The organism is Stenotrophomonas sp. 86428_Sma (assembly GCF_056481585.1).
On sequence record NZ_CM151156.1, the window covers coordinates 3,096,455 to 3,110,983 of the forward strand.

Sequence of the window (14,529 nt, forward strand, 5' to 3'; positions counted from 1 at the left end):
GACGTGAATTAGACGTTAAGCATCGGAACGTCGACCTTCGGCAGCAGCCGCGATGTGAAATAGCGATCCTTGTAATAGCGGATCTTGTCGCACTTCACCGGATGCGGTATGCCCTCGTAGAGGAATACTTCCTTGTCCGGCCCCATCGCCTTCAGCTCCTGCGGCAGCATCAGTGCACGCCGCTCTTCGGTGAAGTTGTGGGTCTTCTCACGGGCATGGGTGACGTTCTTCTTGCGGACGGTGGTGTAGCCCAGCATGTCCGAGTAGTCGTTGGCGTCCTGCTGCTCGCGCGGCGCGTACAGGATCTGCAGTGCGTGGTTGGTGATGATCGTGCGTGACACTTCCCGGCCGTAGGTGGCATCAAGCTGGGACATGCTCTGGATGATCGGCAGCAGGCGGATGTTGTAACCGGCCATGTAGGACACCGCCGAGGCGATGATCTCGACCTTGCCGATCGAGGTGAATTCGTCCATCAACAGCAGGCACTGGTACTTCAGGTCCGGGTTGGACTTGGGCAGTTCCTTGGTGTTGAGGTTGATCAACTGGCTGAAGAACAGGTTGATGATCAATCGGCTCTCGGCCAGCTTGTTGGGCTGGATGCCGATGTAGATGGTCATCTTCTTCTTGCGGACATCGGTCAGCAGGAAGTCGTTGCTGCTGGTGGCCTTGTCCAGCACCGGATTGATCCAGGGATTGAGCGGCTCCTTGAAGGTGCCCAGGATCGAGGCGAAGGTCTCATCGGCCTGGGACAGCATGTTGGCGAATGCCGAACGTGCGTTGCCACTGAGGAACGACCGCTCCGACAAGGCCTTGAGGTACTTCTTCAGATCGGTGCCGTCGCCCGATGACAACCGGTAGACAGCGCCCAGCGTCGGCGTGCCCGAGCCGCCCGGGAATCCGCTGCTGCGCTCGTCATCCCAGTTCTCGAACAGATACAGGGTGAAGGCCATGAACGCATTGCGCGCCTGGCTGACCCAGAATTTCTGGTCCTCGGCCCCGTCCGGATACAACATCGCGGCGATGCTCATCAGGTCCGAGACACGGAACGCCGGGTCATCGGACACATAGCTGAGCGGGTTCCAGCGGTGCGTGCGCCGATCTTCGGCGAAAGGATTGAACAGGTAGATCTCCTGCCCTTGACTGGCACGCCAGCCACTGGTCAGGTCGAAGTTCTCCTGCTTGATGTCCAGCACCACCAGCGATTCGCCGTACTCCAGCAGGTTCGGGATGACGACGCCCACGCCCTTGCCTGAACGGGTGGGCGCTGCAAGGATCACGAACTGCTGGCCGTCCAGCCGCACCAGCTTGCCGCCATGGCTGCCAACCACGATGCTCTGGCCGGTCTTCTTGAACATGCCGTGCTTGGACAGGTCGGCGCCGGTGGCAAAGCGCGCGTCGCCGTGCAACGAGCGCTTGTCCTTCTTCAGCAGCAGCACCAGGCCGGTCACCAGCAGAACCAGCAGCGGCAGGCCGAAGCCGAGATAACCGGCCCACTTGATCTTGCCCACGAACGGCGCGACCTGCGGCTGGCCAATGGCGTGGTAATACTGGTAATACGTGTTCCAGGTGAACAGCTTGGTGTCCAACCCCAGCAACAACAGGGTCAGGTAACCGGAAAACACGAAACCAAGCAGCAGGGTCGCCAGCGTGATGATGGCGATGAGCAGATACTTCTTACTGGGCAACACCCGGATCCTCCATGATGCGCACAAGGGCGCGACGGCCTAGCGGCGGCGCCAGCGCGACGCCTTCTTCCGCAGGTGGTTTTCGTTCTCCAGCCCGGGCTCTTCGCCCTCTTCACGCACCAGTGCCTGCAGGCGTTGGCGCGCTTCGGCCAGCGACATCAGGTCGGTCAGACGATCCCCATCGTCGGCGACGACCGCATGGCCGACCACATCGCCCGGAGCGTACACCGGCGCGTAGGACACCGCTACCAGCTGATAGCGGCCGCGCGTCTCCAGCACATGCCTGAATTCCTGCATCGACATCCTCCTTGTTCCAGCACTCCGCAGCCCCTGTGTTTCGCATCATGCCGACGTCCATGTCGTCATTACATGCAGGACGCCGACAACAATGCGCCGAACCTGCTTTCGTACCGAGCCCGTGCCCGGCTTGCCGCAACCCCACGGATCAAACGCTGATTTACCCTCAGCATGGCTGCTGCTGTTGCGGTGCAGCAGTACAATGCACGGCTCCCCGCCCCCATCGCGCCCCCGCATGAGCCCCAACTCTTCCCTGGCTGCGCGGCTGACGCCCCGTCAGCGCACCCTGATCATCCTTGCCCTGTCCCTGGGCGGCTTCGCCATCGGTACCAGCGAGTTCGCCAGCATGGGCCTGATGCTGGAGATCAGCCGTGGCCTGTCGATCTCCGAAACCCAGGTCGGCCACCTGATCAGCGCCTATGCCATCGGCGTGGTCGTCGGTGCGCCGATCCTCGCCTTCGTCGGCGCCAGCTTCCCGCGCCGCAAGCTGCTGCTGGCACTGATGGGCTTCTATGCTGTCGGCAACCTGGCCAGCGCACTGGCACCGAACTACGGCACGATGCTGATCGCGCGTTTTGTCGCCGGCCTGCCGCATGGCGCCTACTTCGGGGTGGCGATGTTGGTGGCGGCGGCAATCAGCCCGGCCGGCCAGCGCGGCCAGGCGATGTCGCGCGTACTGCTGGGCCTGTCGATCGCGATCCTGGTCGGCAACCCGCTGACCACCTGGCTGGGCCAGCAGCTGAGCTGGCGCACCGCCTTCGCCCTGGTCAGCCTGCTGGCCATCGCCACCGTGGCGATGATCGCGCGCTTCCTTCTGCCGGACCCGGACGAGGTGCGCACCTCGCCGATGCGCGAACTGCGTGCCTTCAACACCACCCAGGTGTGGCTGGCGCTGGCGATCGGCGCGGTCGGTTTCGCCGGCATGTTCTGCGTGTTCACCTACCTGGCGCCGACCCTGGTGCAGGTCACCGGCGTGGCCGAATCGTGGATGCCGTTGGCGGTGGGCGTGTTCGGCATCGGCGCGATCATCGGCAACATCGCCGGTGGCTGGCTGGTGGACAAGTTCCACTTCAAGGCCGCCGCGGTGGTGCTGCTGTGGTCGATCGTGATGCTACTGCTGTATCCGCTGGCCGCGCAATCGGTGTGGACCATCGGCCCGATGATCATCACCGTCGGCACCATGGGTGCGCTGGCTGCGGTGCTGCAGACCCGCCTGATGGACGTGGCCGGCGAAGCACAGACCCTGGCTGCCGCCTCCAACCATGCCGCCTTCAATACCGCCAACGCGCTCGGCCCGTGGCTGGGTGGCATGGCGATCAGCGCCGGCTTCAGTCCGGCCAGCACCGGCTATGTGGGCGCGGCCACCGCCATCGGCGGCCTGCTGCTGTGGTGCGTGGCAGTGATGCTGGACAAGAAGCGCAAGAGCGCCGTCGCCGGCAGCCTCTGAACATCGCGCCGGATCGTCAGTCGCTGCCCGTGCGGCGGCGGCGATCCGGCCGCAGCAACGCGGTATCGCCGGCCGCCAGGGTCGGCCGCGCCAGCTCACCACGCTTCACCCGGTCCAGCACCCGCTGCGAATTGGCCGCGCAATCGATGCCCTCCGGCCGCGCCTGGATATCTTCGATCAGGGCCAGCAGGTGCGCACGGCTCTCTGACAGGCGCAACTGCAGCGCTTCGATGTCGGCCACCTTCTGCTGCAGCATCGTGATCAGTGCCTCGTGCTGCCATTGGCCCATGTCCGGCGGCAACAGCGCGCGGATCTCTTCCAGGCTGAAACCGGCGCGCTGCGCACCGGTGATCAGTTCCAGCAGCAGCACCGCCTGCTCCGGATAATCGCGGTAGCCGTTGGCCTGGCGCTGGACCACGAGCAACCCGGCCTCTTCGTAGAAGCGGATGCGCGACGCTGCCAGGCCCGTGCGGCGGGCCAGCTCACCGATCTTCATCTGCCTGAATCCTCGACATGGAAGCCTGTTGACCTTCAATCAAACTTGAAGGTTAGCGTAGCCCCATTCCCCTGTCCTGGAGCTGTCCGATGTCGCTGTTCTCGCCCCTGGCACTACCCTCCGGTGCCGTCATCCGCAACCGCATCGCCAAGGCGGCGATGGAGGAAAACATGGCCGACGCCGACCACGCTCCCTCCGAAGCGCTGCTGCAGTTGTACCAGCGCTGGGCCGACGGCGGCGCCGGACTGATCATCACCGGCAACGTGATGGTCGATGGGCGCGCCATGACTGGGCCCGGCGGCGTGGTACTGGAGGATGACCGCCACCTCGACCGCTTCACTGCCTGGGCAGACACTGCCCGCTCGCGGGGTGCGCAGATGTGGATGCAGATCAATCACCCGGGGCGGCAGATGCCGGCCGCACTCGGTCAACCCGCGCTCGCGCCGTCGGCCGTTGCATTGCAGATGGGCGCGCTGTCCAAGCAGTTCGCACCGCCGAAGGCGATGACCGAGGACGACATCGACTCGGTGATCGCGCGCTTCATCCGCAGTGCCGAACTGGCCGAGCGCGCCGGTTTCAGTGGCGTGGAGATCCATGCCGCGCACGGCTACCTGCTCAGCCAGTTCCTGTCACCGCTGTCGAACCGGCGGGAGGACCAGTGGGGCGGCAGCCTGGAAAACCGTGCGCGCCTGCTGCTGGAGATCGTGCAGGGTGTACGCGCGGCGGTGGCACCCACATTCGTGGTGGCGGTGAAGCTCAACTCCGCCGATTTCCAGCGCGGCGGTTTCTCGCCCGAGGATGCACGCGCCGTGGTGGAGATGCTGGCCCCCCTCGGCGTGGATCTGGTCGAACTGTCCGGCGGCAGCTATGAAGCACCGGCCATGACCGGCGCCGCACGCGACGATCGCAGCGTGGCCCGCGAAGCGTACTTCCTCGAATTCGCACGCGAGATCGCCACGGTGGCAACGATGCCGTTGATGGTCACCGGTGGCATCCGCCGCCGCGAAGTGGCAGAACAGGTGCTGGCCAGCGGCGTGGCCATGGTCGGCATCGCCACCGCACTGGCGATCGAGCCGGATCTGCCACAGCACTGGCAGCAGGGCCGCGACCCGGTGCCGACGCTGCGCAACATCAACTGGCGCAGCAAGCCGCTGGCGGCCAGCGCGCACATGGCGGCAGTGAAGTATCAGCTGGGCCGGTTGAGCCGGCGCCGCCCCACCGCACCCACGGTTTCACCGGCGTGGGCACTGCTGCTGGCACAGGCGGCCGCAAAGTGTCGGACCCGCCGCTACCGGCGCTGGATCAGCGCCCGCGCCATCGCACATTGAGCCGCGCGGTCTTCTCATCGCCGCAGCGATGCTCCACCATCTGCAGGGCCGGCGGCAGTCCGTCGCCGGTCGCAGCATGGAGATGGAACCCACGTGGCAGCAGGATCAACCAGGAACCGCGAGAAGCTGCTCGATGACCTGCTCTCGCTGGGCCGCAACTGGGCACTTGCCATCGCCATCGCCGGTGCCGGGGCTGCCGTCCATTACAACGAATCGGTCTACGAGGCCGGGCTCTGGCGCGGCCTGTTGCCCACGCTCTGCTTCCTGGTCGCGATCATCTGGATCGTGCTCAGCATCATCCGCTTCGACCTGACCCTCCAGCAGCACTTCGAGCGCAAGCTGTCACGCTGGCTCAGCCGCCTGCTCTACGTGGTGCTGCTCGGTACCGGCATCACCGCCGTGTTCTTCGTCACCGAGCTGGCAGAGAACAATCATATTGCGCGGATGTGCGACTCGGTAGCCAACGAACCCGGCAGCCGCATCCACAGGTCGGCCGAATGCCAGCGCCTGTATCAGCACCGCGCTGCCTACCGGCAACGGCTGGAATCGGCCGAGGGTGAGTTCGACTGAGGCCTGCGTAGGCCCTGCATCGCGTGCGCAAAAAACACATGGCGTGGATATGTGATCGGGCACAGTGGCTGCGCCTCCCTTGCAGCAAACGAACGCCGCCGACATGCGCCACCCGCCCGCCCCTGCCCGTCACGATGCCATCGCTCTGCAGGCTGGCGTGCTCGGCAGTGTGCTGGGCGTGACGCTGTTCAAGGCGATCGCACTGTCAGCGCTGGCGAGTGGCTCTTTGATGGTGATCGGGCTGTGGCTGCTGGCCTGCGCGCTGCTGGCTGCCTGGGCACTGGCCGCCTGCCTGGCCTGCCTTGCGCTCAGCCGGCGCGTATTCGTGCTGATGCTGGCGCTGAGCATGATGCTGATGATCTGCGTCGCCTGACAGCAGCAGGCGCCGGACTATCGCGCATCTGTTATAGATTAACAAGTGTGATTGGTCGGATTGTCTGCGCCCGGTGTCACGGATTTGAATTCCATGGCCAGCCCGGCACCACCCGAGACCCTCCCATGAACCTGCAGCCCCTGCTCCGCACCACCCTCGCCGCCATCACTCTGGCCTCGCTCAGCGCCTGTGCAACCTATGACGACAGCAACATGCATCAGGCCTGCCAGGAGTCGCCGCATCTGAAGGACCTGCCGCGCGAAGTGGCTGCCCGCGAGAGCCGCTGCAACAAGAGCATGGAAGTGTGGTCGAGCGAGCGCAAGGGCAGTGACAGGCCGATCGACCTGAGCGGCAAGAAGAAGGATCTGTAACCGCACCCGGCGCAGCCCACATCGGCTGCGCCTCCGCCCTGTACGTCAGTCGGCCTCCGGCAGTCCGAACCCGCGCTGCAACGCTTGGCGCAACCCTGCCTGATCACCTCCCGCATCGCAGGCCCACGCGACAATTCCATCGGGCCTCACCAGTACCGCCCCCAGGCCGAGCGCATCGTCCACCGGCGAGGCAATGCGGGTGAACGGCTGTCGCCAACGGTCGACGGGGTTGTACGAAGCGCCGTTCTCATCGAGCACAAGCAACACCCCCTGCCCCGTCCTCAGCATCTCTCCCATGCGGCGGCCATCGGCCAGCAGGAAGTCCGGCACGCTGCGACCGGCCAATGGATGGCCATCGCCCGGATTGAGCTGTTGCGACACACCCCAGACCCGTTCGGCCAGATAGGTGGCGCCATCGCGGGTGCCGGCCAGATCGGCCATGACCGCCGCCAACGCGCGCGAACCGGCTCCAGGACGCATCAGCGCAACCTGCGCGCGCGACCAGTCCAGTACGTTGGCGCCAATTGGATGCCGTTCCGCGTGATAGCTGTCCAGCAGCGCCACGTCAGCGTCACCGCGTATCACGCTGGCCAGTTTCCAGCCCAGGTTCATCGCATCGCCGATGCCCAGATTCAGGCCCTGCCCTCCCAACGGGGAATGCACGTGTGCAGCGTCGCCTGCCAGCAGCACGCGGCCGTTGCGATAGGCGCTGGCCTGGCGCGCACCATCGGTCCAGGTGCTGTGCAGATGCAGCGCGGTGATGGTCACGTCGCGGGCAGACACACGTCGCAGCAGCGATTGCGCTTCATCCAGCGCGAGAGGTTTTCGATGCCCGGCACCGCCATCGAAATCGGCAAGCGCGAGCACACCGGGTGGATTGAAATTGCACATGCCCTGCGCGGTGTACTGACGGCCCGGGGTCAGCACGCCGGGATCTTCCAGATCGACCTGCAGCGAATGACCGGTGAATTCGGGATCCGTGCCGATGAAACTGAAACCGCATTGCTTGCGCACGGTGCTGCGGCCTCCATCGCAACCTACCAGCCAGCGACCACGTACCGCCCCGTCAGCAGTCTCGATCTCCACTTCGGTTGCACCGGCGCGCACCGCCTGTACCGCACGCCCGCGTTCGATGCGCACGCCCAGCGTGGTCGCACGTTCGGCCAACACCGTTTCCAGGGCCTGCAGCTCCACCGCCATCTGGGTGCCCACCGGCGACGGCAGGCGCCAGGTCCAGCGCGTGCGGTCGACGTCGTCCAAGGCAAACGGTATTCCGGCGAAGTGGCCGCCCAGCGCCCGCGGCTGAGCGAGCCAATGGGCGGTGCCGGGCGGCGGCGCCCCCTTCTCGGGCTTGAGCACCTGTGTCGCGGCGACCGCGTCCAACAGGCCGCGCCGATCCAATGCCTCCAGCGTAGGGGCGTTCAAGCCGCGGAGCCCCAATGGCAAGCGCTTCAACGGCGAACCGGCGGACCTGGCCTGTTCCAGCACCAGCACTGAACACCCGGCCTGGGCCAGTTCACAGGACAGGAACAGGCCCACCGGGCCAGCACCGGCAATGACGACGTCGTACAGCATGGGGAATCCTTGTGAGCGCCGGGTCGGCGCTCTGGCGGGTCAAATGTTACACTCGGTGTACGTTTCCACAAGTGAACCGCCCATGACCCCGCCTCCAGGTCGTCGCGAACAACGCAAGGCCGAGACCCGACAAGCGATTTCGGACGTCGCCACCGAGCTGATCATCCGGCGTGGCTTCGAGGCCGTCTCCATGTCCGAAATCGCCGAAGCCGCGGGCGTCTCACGCAAGACGGTCTTCAACTACTTCGCCAGCAAGGAAGACCTGGTGTTCGATCGCGATGAGGAGGCGCGCATGCTGCTGCGCGAGGGCATGATGGCGCGCAGCGGCATGACCCCGCTGGCGGCCTTCCAGTCACTGGTGCGCGAATTGCTGGAGGCTGGCCATCCGCTGCTGCGCATCAATGCCGGCGCTGCCGCCTTCTGGGGCACCGTGGCGGAGAGCCCGGTACTGGTCGCGCACGCGCGACGGCTCCAGACGCAGTTGACTGACGACCTGGCGCGATTGATGGCCGACGCTGCCGGCCGGCCAGAACATGACGCCGAAGCGCGATTGGGCGCGGCCATGCTGCTGGCGTCGATGGTGGCGGCCTATGAGAAGGGATTGGCAAGCCAACTGCAGGGCGAGGACCCGCGTGAGGCCATGCTGCAGCTGATCGTGCGCGGCGCCACCGGGGTACTGGTGGCCTTGGCGGGCACCCCGTACACGGACCCCGGCGCGCGTCCATAACGCATTCGGGGGATAGGTCACGAAGTGTTGCAAATGCTAATCTTTCTCATTTGCAGACACGCCCCCTCTCCCGATGCCTTTTCCAACGCCCCTGCAACGCGCCTTGTGCCTGGCACTGACCCTGCCCCTGGCAACCCTTGCCCATGCTGTCGAGCCCTCCACTGCCGCGCCAAAGGACCTGGACAAGGTCGAAGTTCGCGGACGTGCACAGACCCTGTACCGGGTGGACGATGCTGCGGTCGGCACCCGCACGGATACACCGCTGGAGCTGGTCCCACAATCGATCCAGGTCATCCCGCGTGAACTGATCGACGATCAGGCCGCGCGTCAGGTGACCGACCTCTATCGCAGCATCAGCGGCATCAGCTACTTCAGCTATGCCGGGGTGACCCTGCGCGGCTTCCGCCAGGAGAACGTGCTGTATGACGGCCTGCGCGGCGACCCGTATGCAGGTTTCTCGGTCCCGCAGCTGTTCAACATCGAACGCGTGGAAGTGCTGAAGGGGCCGGCCGGCGCACTCTACGGTGGTGGCGACGCCGGCGGCGTCATCAACTACGTCACGCGCAAGCCCAGGGCGGCCGCTGAGCGCCGCATCGAAGTGCAGATGGGCAACCGGGATTTCCGCGCCGGCTCGATCGAAGGCACGGGTCCATTGAATGCCGCTGGCAGTGTGCGCTATCGCGCCGGCCTGTATGCCGACACCGAGCAGGGCGTGCGCTGGAACACCGACAGCGAAAGCGTGATCGGCGACGCCTCGCTGGCCTTCGATGTCGGCCGGACCGGCGAGCTGGTGCTGCAGTTCACCGACATCACCCAGAACCTCGGCGGCAACCGCCTGCGCGGCGTGCCGGTGAATGATGCGGGCACCTTCCTGACCGACCGCCGCTGGAACCACAACGAGGCCAGCGACTTCCTCGACATGCGCGCCAAAGTGGCGCTGGCGCAGTACCGCTTCGCACCACGCGACAATCTGGATGTGGACTTCGCCGCTCGCTGGTTCAGCAACAACGAGCACCAGATGTACCACGAGCCGATGGGCCTGATCGATCGTGACCGCGATGGCGTGGCCGAGTGGATGACCCGCCAGCTGCGCAACCAGATCCGCGACAACGAAGCATTCACTGCCAACGGCAATGCAGTCTGGCGGGTGACCACCGGCACAGTTGAGCACAAGGTGTTGTTCGGTGCCGATGTGTACCAGCTGGATGCGGATTTCACTGCACAGACCGCCAACAGCGCCGACCTTGCCCGTGGTGCGGGGCCGGTGCGCGGCATCGACCTGTTCAATCCCGTGTACGGCGCCAGTACCTGGCACGACTACAACCTGGTGGCCCTGCCCTGGCGCAGCACGTCCACCCGCAGCAAGCGCTATGGCGGCTATCTGCAGGACGAGCTGGCACTGGGCACACGCTGGCATGTGCTGGCCGGGCTGCGCTGGGATGGCTTCAAGGACGACGACCGCATTGCCGGCAGCAGTGTGGACGGCAACGACCTCAGCTGGCGGCTGGGCAGCACGTTCACCGTGCGCGAGGGCCTGAATGTCTACGCCAACGTGGCCAGTGGTTTCGTGCCGCAGAGTGCCGCCAACCAGAATCCGGCCGCTGGCGGACCGTTCGATGCCGAGCGCAGCAAGCAGTGGGAAGTGGGCATGAAGTCCCTGCTGGCCGACCGTGTGACCTTGAACATGGCCGCCTACCGGATCGACCGCAGCAACATCGTGCAGGCCACCGGCGAAGTGATCGGTGGCGTGAACCAGTTGGCCGCGCTGGGCCTGGTGCGCAGTACCGGCATGGAACTGGACCTGCTGGCCGACCTCAGCGAGCGCTGGGTGCTGAATCTGACCTACGCCTACAACGATGCGCGGGTGAAGGATGCAGGCCCGAATGGCATCACCAACGCTTCCGGCGACCGATTCGCCAATGCGCCACGCAACAAGCTGGGAATGTGGACGCGTTATGACCTTCCGGCGATCAACTCCGCCATCGGCTTTGGCATGGATCACGTTGGCGAGCGCGTCAGTCTGGACGGGCAGACGGTCAAGGCTTACACCGTGTTCGACATGAGCTGGAAGACCACATGGAAGCAGTGGCAGTTCCAGGCCAACGTCAAGAACCTGTTCGACAAGGTATATGCAGCCAGCGGTTTCATCGCGCGCAACGGGCATTTCCCGGGTGAGCCGCGGCGGGTGTACGTGCAGGCCGCTTACAGCTTCTGACGAAGGGCTGGGGGCGGTGATGACGGGGAGGTGGTAACCCACCTCCCCTGTGGGTGTCAGTGCGAGCAGGCCACCAGCATCGAGCGGGTGGCCATCTGGGTGGAAGTGAAGCCGTTCTTGTTGCCCACCGCGATGGCGTTGCCGTCGTCACCATCCTTGCTGAAGACTACATAGCCGCCTGGGCACATCTGTCCGGCCTTTTCGTAGCAGCCACTCCAGGAACTGGAGCCGCTGCAGTCGATGGAGACGCCGCGCCGGCCATCGGGTGTAACGGTCATCTTCGCGGTGGTACAGCCACCCAACGCGGCCACAAGCAACAACGGAACGAACAACTTCATGGGTACTCCAGGGATTGGGGGGCAGCGAGTGGGCGCCAAGGCTGGAGTGTCTGGATTGCGCGAACCTTGCGCCGACAGCGCTTTTCCTGCGTCACCACAGCCGTGCGGAAGATCGGGAAGGCACGCCATGTTCACGCAATGTTCCTGTAATACGGTGCCGGCGCGTGCCGAACCGCCCTGCCACGCCCCTTCCTGCCCAAGCCCTGCCGATGCACATCCTGCTGATCGAAGACGAAGCCGAACTGGCCGCCACCCTGAAATCCGCCCTGCAGCGCGAGCGCTACGTGGTGGACCTGGCCAACACGCTGGCACTGGCCCGCGAAGCGGCCCTGTGCGGATCGCACGATCTGGTGCTGCTGGACCGCACCCTGCCCGACGGTGACGGGCTGGGATTGATTTCCCTGCTGCGTGAGCGCAACCCAGGGGTGCCGATCATCGTGCTGAGCGCGCTGGGGCAGCTGCCGGACCGCATCGCCGGCCTGGATGAGGGCGCGGACGACTATCTGACCAAGCCCTTCGCACTTGAGGAACTGTTCGCCCGCATCCGCGCTGCAGGGCGCCGGCCGAGCGGCATGCAGGTGGAACTGGTCAGCATCGGCCGGTTGGTGTTCGACCCGGCATCGGGTGAAGCCAGTGTGGGCGGGCAACGGCTTGAGCTGCCGCGCCGCGAGATCCGTGTGCTGACCGCGTTGGCCCGGCGGCTGGGGCGCACCGTGCTGCGCGAGTCGATTGAAATGGCGGTGTATGGATTCGATGACGGCATCCATTCCAACACGCTCGACTCGCACGTCTCTCGCCTTCGCCGCAAGCTGGCCGATGCCGATGCAGGAGTAGAGATACACGCCATCCGCGGCGTCGGCTATCTGATGCGGGAAGCCAAGTAATGGCGCGTCGTCCCTCGCTGAAGCGCCCGTTGATCGTCAAAACGCTGATCTATCAGCTGCTGGCGTTGCTGGTGGCGTTCTTCGCACTGCTGATGGTGCTGATACGTGCCGACAGCGGTGGCTACTACACCATCCAGACCTTCGCGCCGGTGGCGGCCGACGCGGTGCACCGCGACCGCAATGGCGACCTCTACGTGCAGAACACGCCGGAACTGGCCGAACTGCTGAAGGTTGTTCCCGGTGCATGGTTCATCGCCGAGGATGAGCACGGCCACCACGTTACGTTCGGGCCTGTGCCGCCGGCCTATGCCTCGCTGGTTGGCGCACTGGATGGCATCCCCTTTGGCGACCTGCGCGGGCGCGACCGCAGCGATGGCCTGGCCGTCGTGGTCCGCCAGCACAGCGGGCCGGCCGGCAAGCTGACCATCATGGCCCACGGCGAAACCGATACGCTGACCTGGCAGATGGCGTTGGCGGCACACATCATCACCCTGCCGATCTTCCTGCTGCTGGGCCTGGCCACCATCGTCCTGACACCGATCATCGTAAGACGAGCTTTGGCCGGGGTGGAGCGCATCGCCCAGGAAGCCCGCAACATCTCCGCCAGTCGCCGCGGTGTCCGCCTGACAGAAACCGCGGTGCCGGTGGAGATCGCTCCGTTGGTGACGGCGGTGAATGAAGCACTGGAGCGGCTGGACGAGGGGCACGAGCGGCAACGCCGCTTCATCGCCGCCGCCGCGCATGAGCTGCGCACCCCCATTGCGATTCTGAGGGTGAAGGTCGATGCGGCCGACGACGCCACCTCGCGCAACCTGGCCGTGGAAGTGGCACGGTTGGCGACGCTGGCAGAGCAGTTGCTGGATCTGCACCGCATGGACGAAGACGGGCCGAAGGAAACCATCAACCTGGCGCGGGTGGCCAAACGGGTGGCCGCCGATCTGGCGCCGCTGTTGATCCAGTCGGACAAGACCGTAGCCGTGGCGGTGGAATCGCACTTCCCGGTGTTCGGCGAGACCGGCGCAGTGGAGCGGGTAATCTCCAACCTGGTGCTGAATGCTGCCGAACATGGCGGACGCCAGATCATCGTGCGCGTTCAGGGCAGCTGCCTGGAGGTCGAGGACGACGGCCCTGGCATACCGGTCGACCAGCGCGAACGGGTTTTCGAACCCTTCCAGCGGCTGCGGCCGCGGCAGACAGGCGCAGGCCTGGGGTTGAACCTGGTGCGCCAGGTGATCGACCGCCACGGCGGCCACGTCACGATTCTGGATGCGCCTGGCGGTGGTGCATTGATCCGTGTTGAGTTTCCACTGCACCCGGGCGTGACCAGCGCGCCACCGCTGGAGCACTGAACACACCGCATGCACCTGTGTAACTGGCACCTGTCCATGCGAAGCCGGTAGCGAGGACAGGCAAGGTTGCGGCAATGTTCGCTGCACAGCATCGGGGTGTGGCACCTGCCGTGCCACCGCGTTCCGATCTGACAGGAAGCCTGCATGTGACCCAGGGAGCTCCTCCACCGTCCTCTTCCACGCGCACTGTGCCACCGCGGAAATCGCCGGGCCTTACCGCTGCCGCATGGAATCGCCGCCCACGCACTGGCCGCGCACTCGGCCTGGAACATTGGCCGCTCTGGCTGCGGGCAGTTCCCGAAACCGAGCGCGCAGGTGTATTGATGCGGTTGTTCGGCGCCTTGTTCCTGCTGCTGCCCGGCATTGCACTGGTGGCTTCAACGTATAGGCACGCCAGCGCTGCGGCGGCCGCTGCCGTGCTCCTGTTCGTTGCCGTGCATGCCGCGCTGCATGGGTTGGCGGCATGGCGCGCGGCAACCTCCCGCCCGATGCCACCACTGCTGCGCGTCCTGGATGATCATGCCGCTGGGATAATGATTGCCAGCGCGCTGCTGATCGCCATCGGTGCAGGAATGACGAAGCTGCCTGTTCCAGCTTTCTTCTGGTTGTTGGCCGGCGCGGTGAGCCAACTCTTCGCTGCGCGATTGGCAGGTCACCGGCTGCGCAATGCACTGCTGGTTCTCGGTAGCGCCCTGCAGTTCATCGCCGTAGCATTGCTCGCCCTTCCTGCCGCACGCTGACACAGCGATAGCCCCGCAAGGTTCACGCAATCCAGCGCATCGAGACTCGACGGCCAACCCCGTCTGCCACGCCAGACGTGTGTCTCTACTGCCGCGAGGACCCGCGATGACCTGTCTCTACTGGATGCTGCGCC

General features: G+C 65.4%; 15 protein-coding genes. 10 read left to right on the top strand and 5 right to left on the bottom strand.

The window, feature by feature from the left end:
* Positions 1-8: 8 nt before the first annotated feature.
* Both ACZK3J_RS14245 and ACZK3J_RS14250 read right to left on the bottom strand, forming a co-directional pair.
* Complete coding sequence (locus tag ACZK3J_RS14245) at positions 9-1,688, bottom strand: type IV secretory system conjugative DNA transfer family protein (protein ID WP_134950671.1); 1,680 nt, start codon at positions 1,686-1,688, stop codon at positions 9-11.
* A gap of 36 nt (positions 1,689-1,724) precedes the next feature.
* Positions 1,725-1,982 carry a hypothetical protein gene (locus tag ACZK3J_RS14250; protein ID WP_006374755.1) on the bottom strand — a complete coding sequence of 86 codons (258 nt, stop codon included), beginning with the start codon at positions 1,980-1,982 and terminating at the stop codon, positions 1,725-1,727.
* A gap of 235 nt (positions 1,983-2,217) precedes the next feature.
* Between ACZK3J_RS14250 and ACZK3J_RS14255 the strand changes: the two genes are divergently transcribed.
* Positions 2,218-3,429, top strand: a complete 1,212-nt coding sequence (locus tag ACZK3J_RS14255; RefSeq protein ID WP_478475987.1) for an MFS transporter — start codon at positions 2,218-2,220, stop codon at positions 3,427-3,429.
* Positions 3,430-3,445: 16 nt separating this feature from the next.
* Here ACZK3J_RS14255 and ACZK3J_RS14260 read toward each other — a convergent pair whose 3' ends face one another.
* Complete coding sequence (locus ACZK3J_RS14260) at positions 3,446-3,925, bottom strand: MerR family transcriptional regulator (RefSeq protein ID WP_478475988.1); 480 nt, start codon at positions 3,923-3,925, stop codon at positions 3,446-3,448.
* Positions 3,926-4,014: 89 nt separating this feature from the next.
* On the opposite strand from ACZK3J_RS14260, the gene ACZK3J_RS14265 reads away from it, so the two are divergent.
* The 4 genes from ACZK3J_RS14265 (at position 4,015) to ACZK3J_RS14280 (ending at position 6,567) form a co-directional block, all read left to right on the top strand.
* On the top strand, positions 4,015-5,253 hold the full coding sequence (locus ACZK3J_RS14265; RefSeq protein WP_032128599.1) for an NADH:flavin oxidoreductase/NADH oxidase family protein: 1,239 nt from the start codon (positions 4,015-4,017) through the stop codon (positions 5,251-5,253).
* 93 nt (positions 5,254-5,346) lie between these two features.
* Entirely contained in the window at positions 5,347-5,823 is a 477-nt protein-coding gene (locus ACZK3J_RS14270; RefSeq protein ID WP_478475989.1) for a hypothetical protein, read from the top strand.
* A 103-nt stretch (positions 5,824-5,926) separates the two neighbouring features.
* Positions 5,927-6,196 (top strand): hypothetical protein, encoded by a 270-nt coding sequence (locus ACZK3J_RS14275; protein ID WP_032128601.1) that lies wholly within the window; start codon positions 5,927-5,929, stop codon positions 6,194-6,196.
* 125 nt (positions 6,197-6,321) lie between these two features.
* On the top strand, positions 6,322-6,567 hold the full coding sequence (locus tag ACZK3J_RS14280; protein WP_197615117.1) for a hypothetical protein: 246 nt from the start codon (positions 6,322-6,324) through the stop codon (positions 6,565-6,567).
* A 45-nt stretch (positions 6,568-6,612) separates the two neighbouring features.
* Here ACZK3J_RS14280 and ACZK3J_RS14285 read toward each other — a convergent pair whose 3' ends face one another.
* On the bottom strand, positions 6,613-8,142 hold the full coding sequence (locus ACZK3J_RS14285; protein ID WP_478475990.1) for an FAD-dependent monooxygenase: 1,530 nt from the start codon (positions 8,140-8,142) through the stop codon (positions 6,613-6,615).
* A gap of 82 nt (positions 8,143-8,224) precedes the next feature.
* Here ACZK3J_RS14285 and ACZK3J_RS14290 point away from each other — a divergent pair, with 82 nt between their 5' ends.
* A complete protein-coding gene (locus ACZK3J_RS14290; protein WP_478475991.1) occupies positions 8,225-8,869 on the top strand; it encodes a TetR/AcrR family transcriptional regulator in 645 nt (214 codons plus the stop codon).
* Positions 8,870-8,942: 73 nt separating this feature from the next.
* Positions 8,943-11,084: a TonB-dependent siderophore receptor gene (locus ACZK3J_RS14295; protein WP_478475992.1), complete on the top strand. Its 2,142-nt coding sequence runs from the start codon at positions 8,943-8,945 to the stop codon at positions 11,082-11,084.
* A 56-nt stretch (positions 11,085-11,140) separates the two neighbouring features.
* Here ACZK3J_RS14295 and ACZK3J_RS14300 read toward each other — a convergent pair whose 3' ends face one another.
* Entirely contained in the window at positions 11,141-11,422 is a 282-nt protein-coding gene (locus tag ACZK3J_RS14300; RefSeq protein ID WP_071227584.1) for a hypothetical protein, read from the bottom strand.
* Between the two features lie 209 nt (positions 11,423-11,631).
* Here ACZK3J_RS14300 and ACZK3J_RS14305 point away from each other — a divergent pair, with 209 nt between their 5' ends.
* The 3 genes from ACZK3J_RS14305 to ACZK3J_RS14315 all read left to right on the top strand — a co-directional run bounded on the left by ACZK3J_RS14305 (position 11,632) and on the right by ACZK3J_RS14315 (position 14,395).
* Entirely contained in the window at positions 11,632-12,306 is a 675-nt protein-coding gene (locus tag ACZK3J_RS14305; RefSeq protein WP_032128606.1) for a response regulator transcription factor, read from the top strand.
* Entirely contained in the window at positions 12,306-13,655 is a 1,350-nt protein-coding gene (locus ACZK3J_RS14310; RefSeq protein ID WP_032128607.1) for a sensor histidine kinase, read from the top strand. The genes ACZK3J_RS14305 and ACZK3J_RS14310 overlap by 1 nt, the downstream gene beginning before the upstream one ends.
* A gap of 341 nt (positions 13,656-13,996) precedes the next feature.
* Complete coding sequence (locus tag ACZK3J_RS14315; protein WP_478475993.1) at positions 13,997-14,395, top strand: hypothetical protein; 399 nt, start codon at positions 13,997-13,999, stop codon at positions 14,393-14,395.
* The last annotated feature ends 134 nt before the right edge of the window (positions 14,396-14,529 follow it).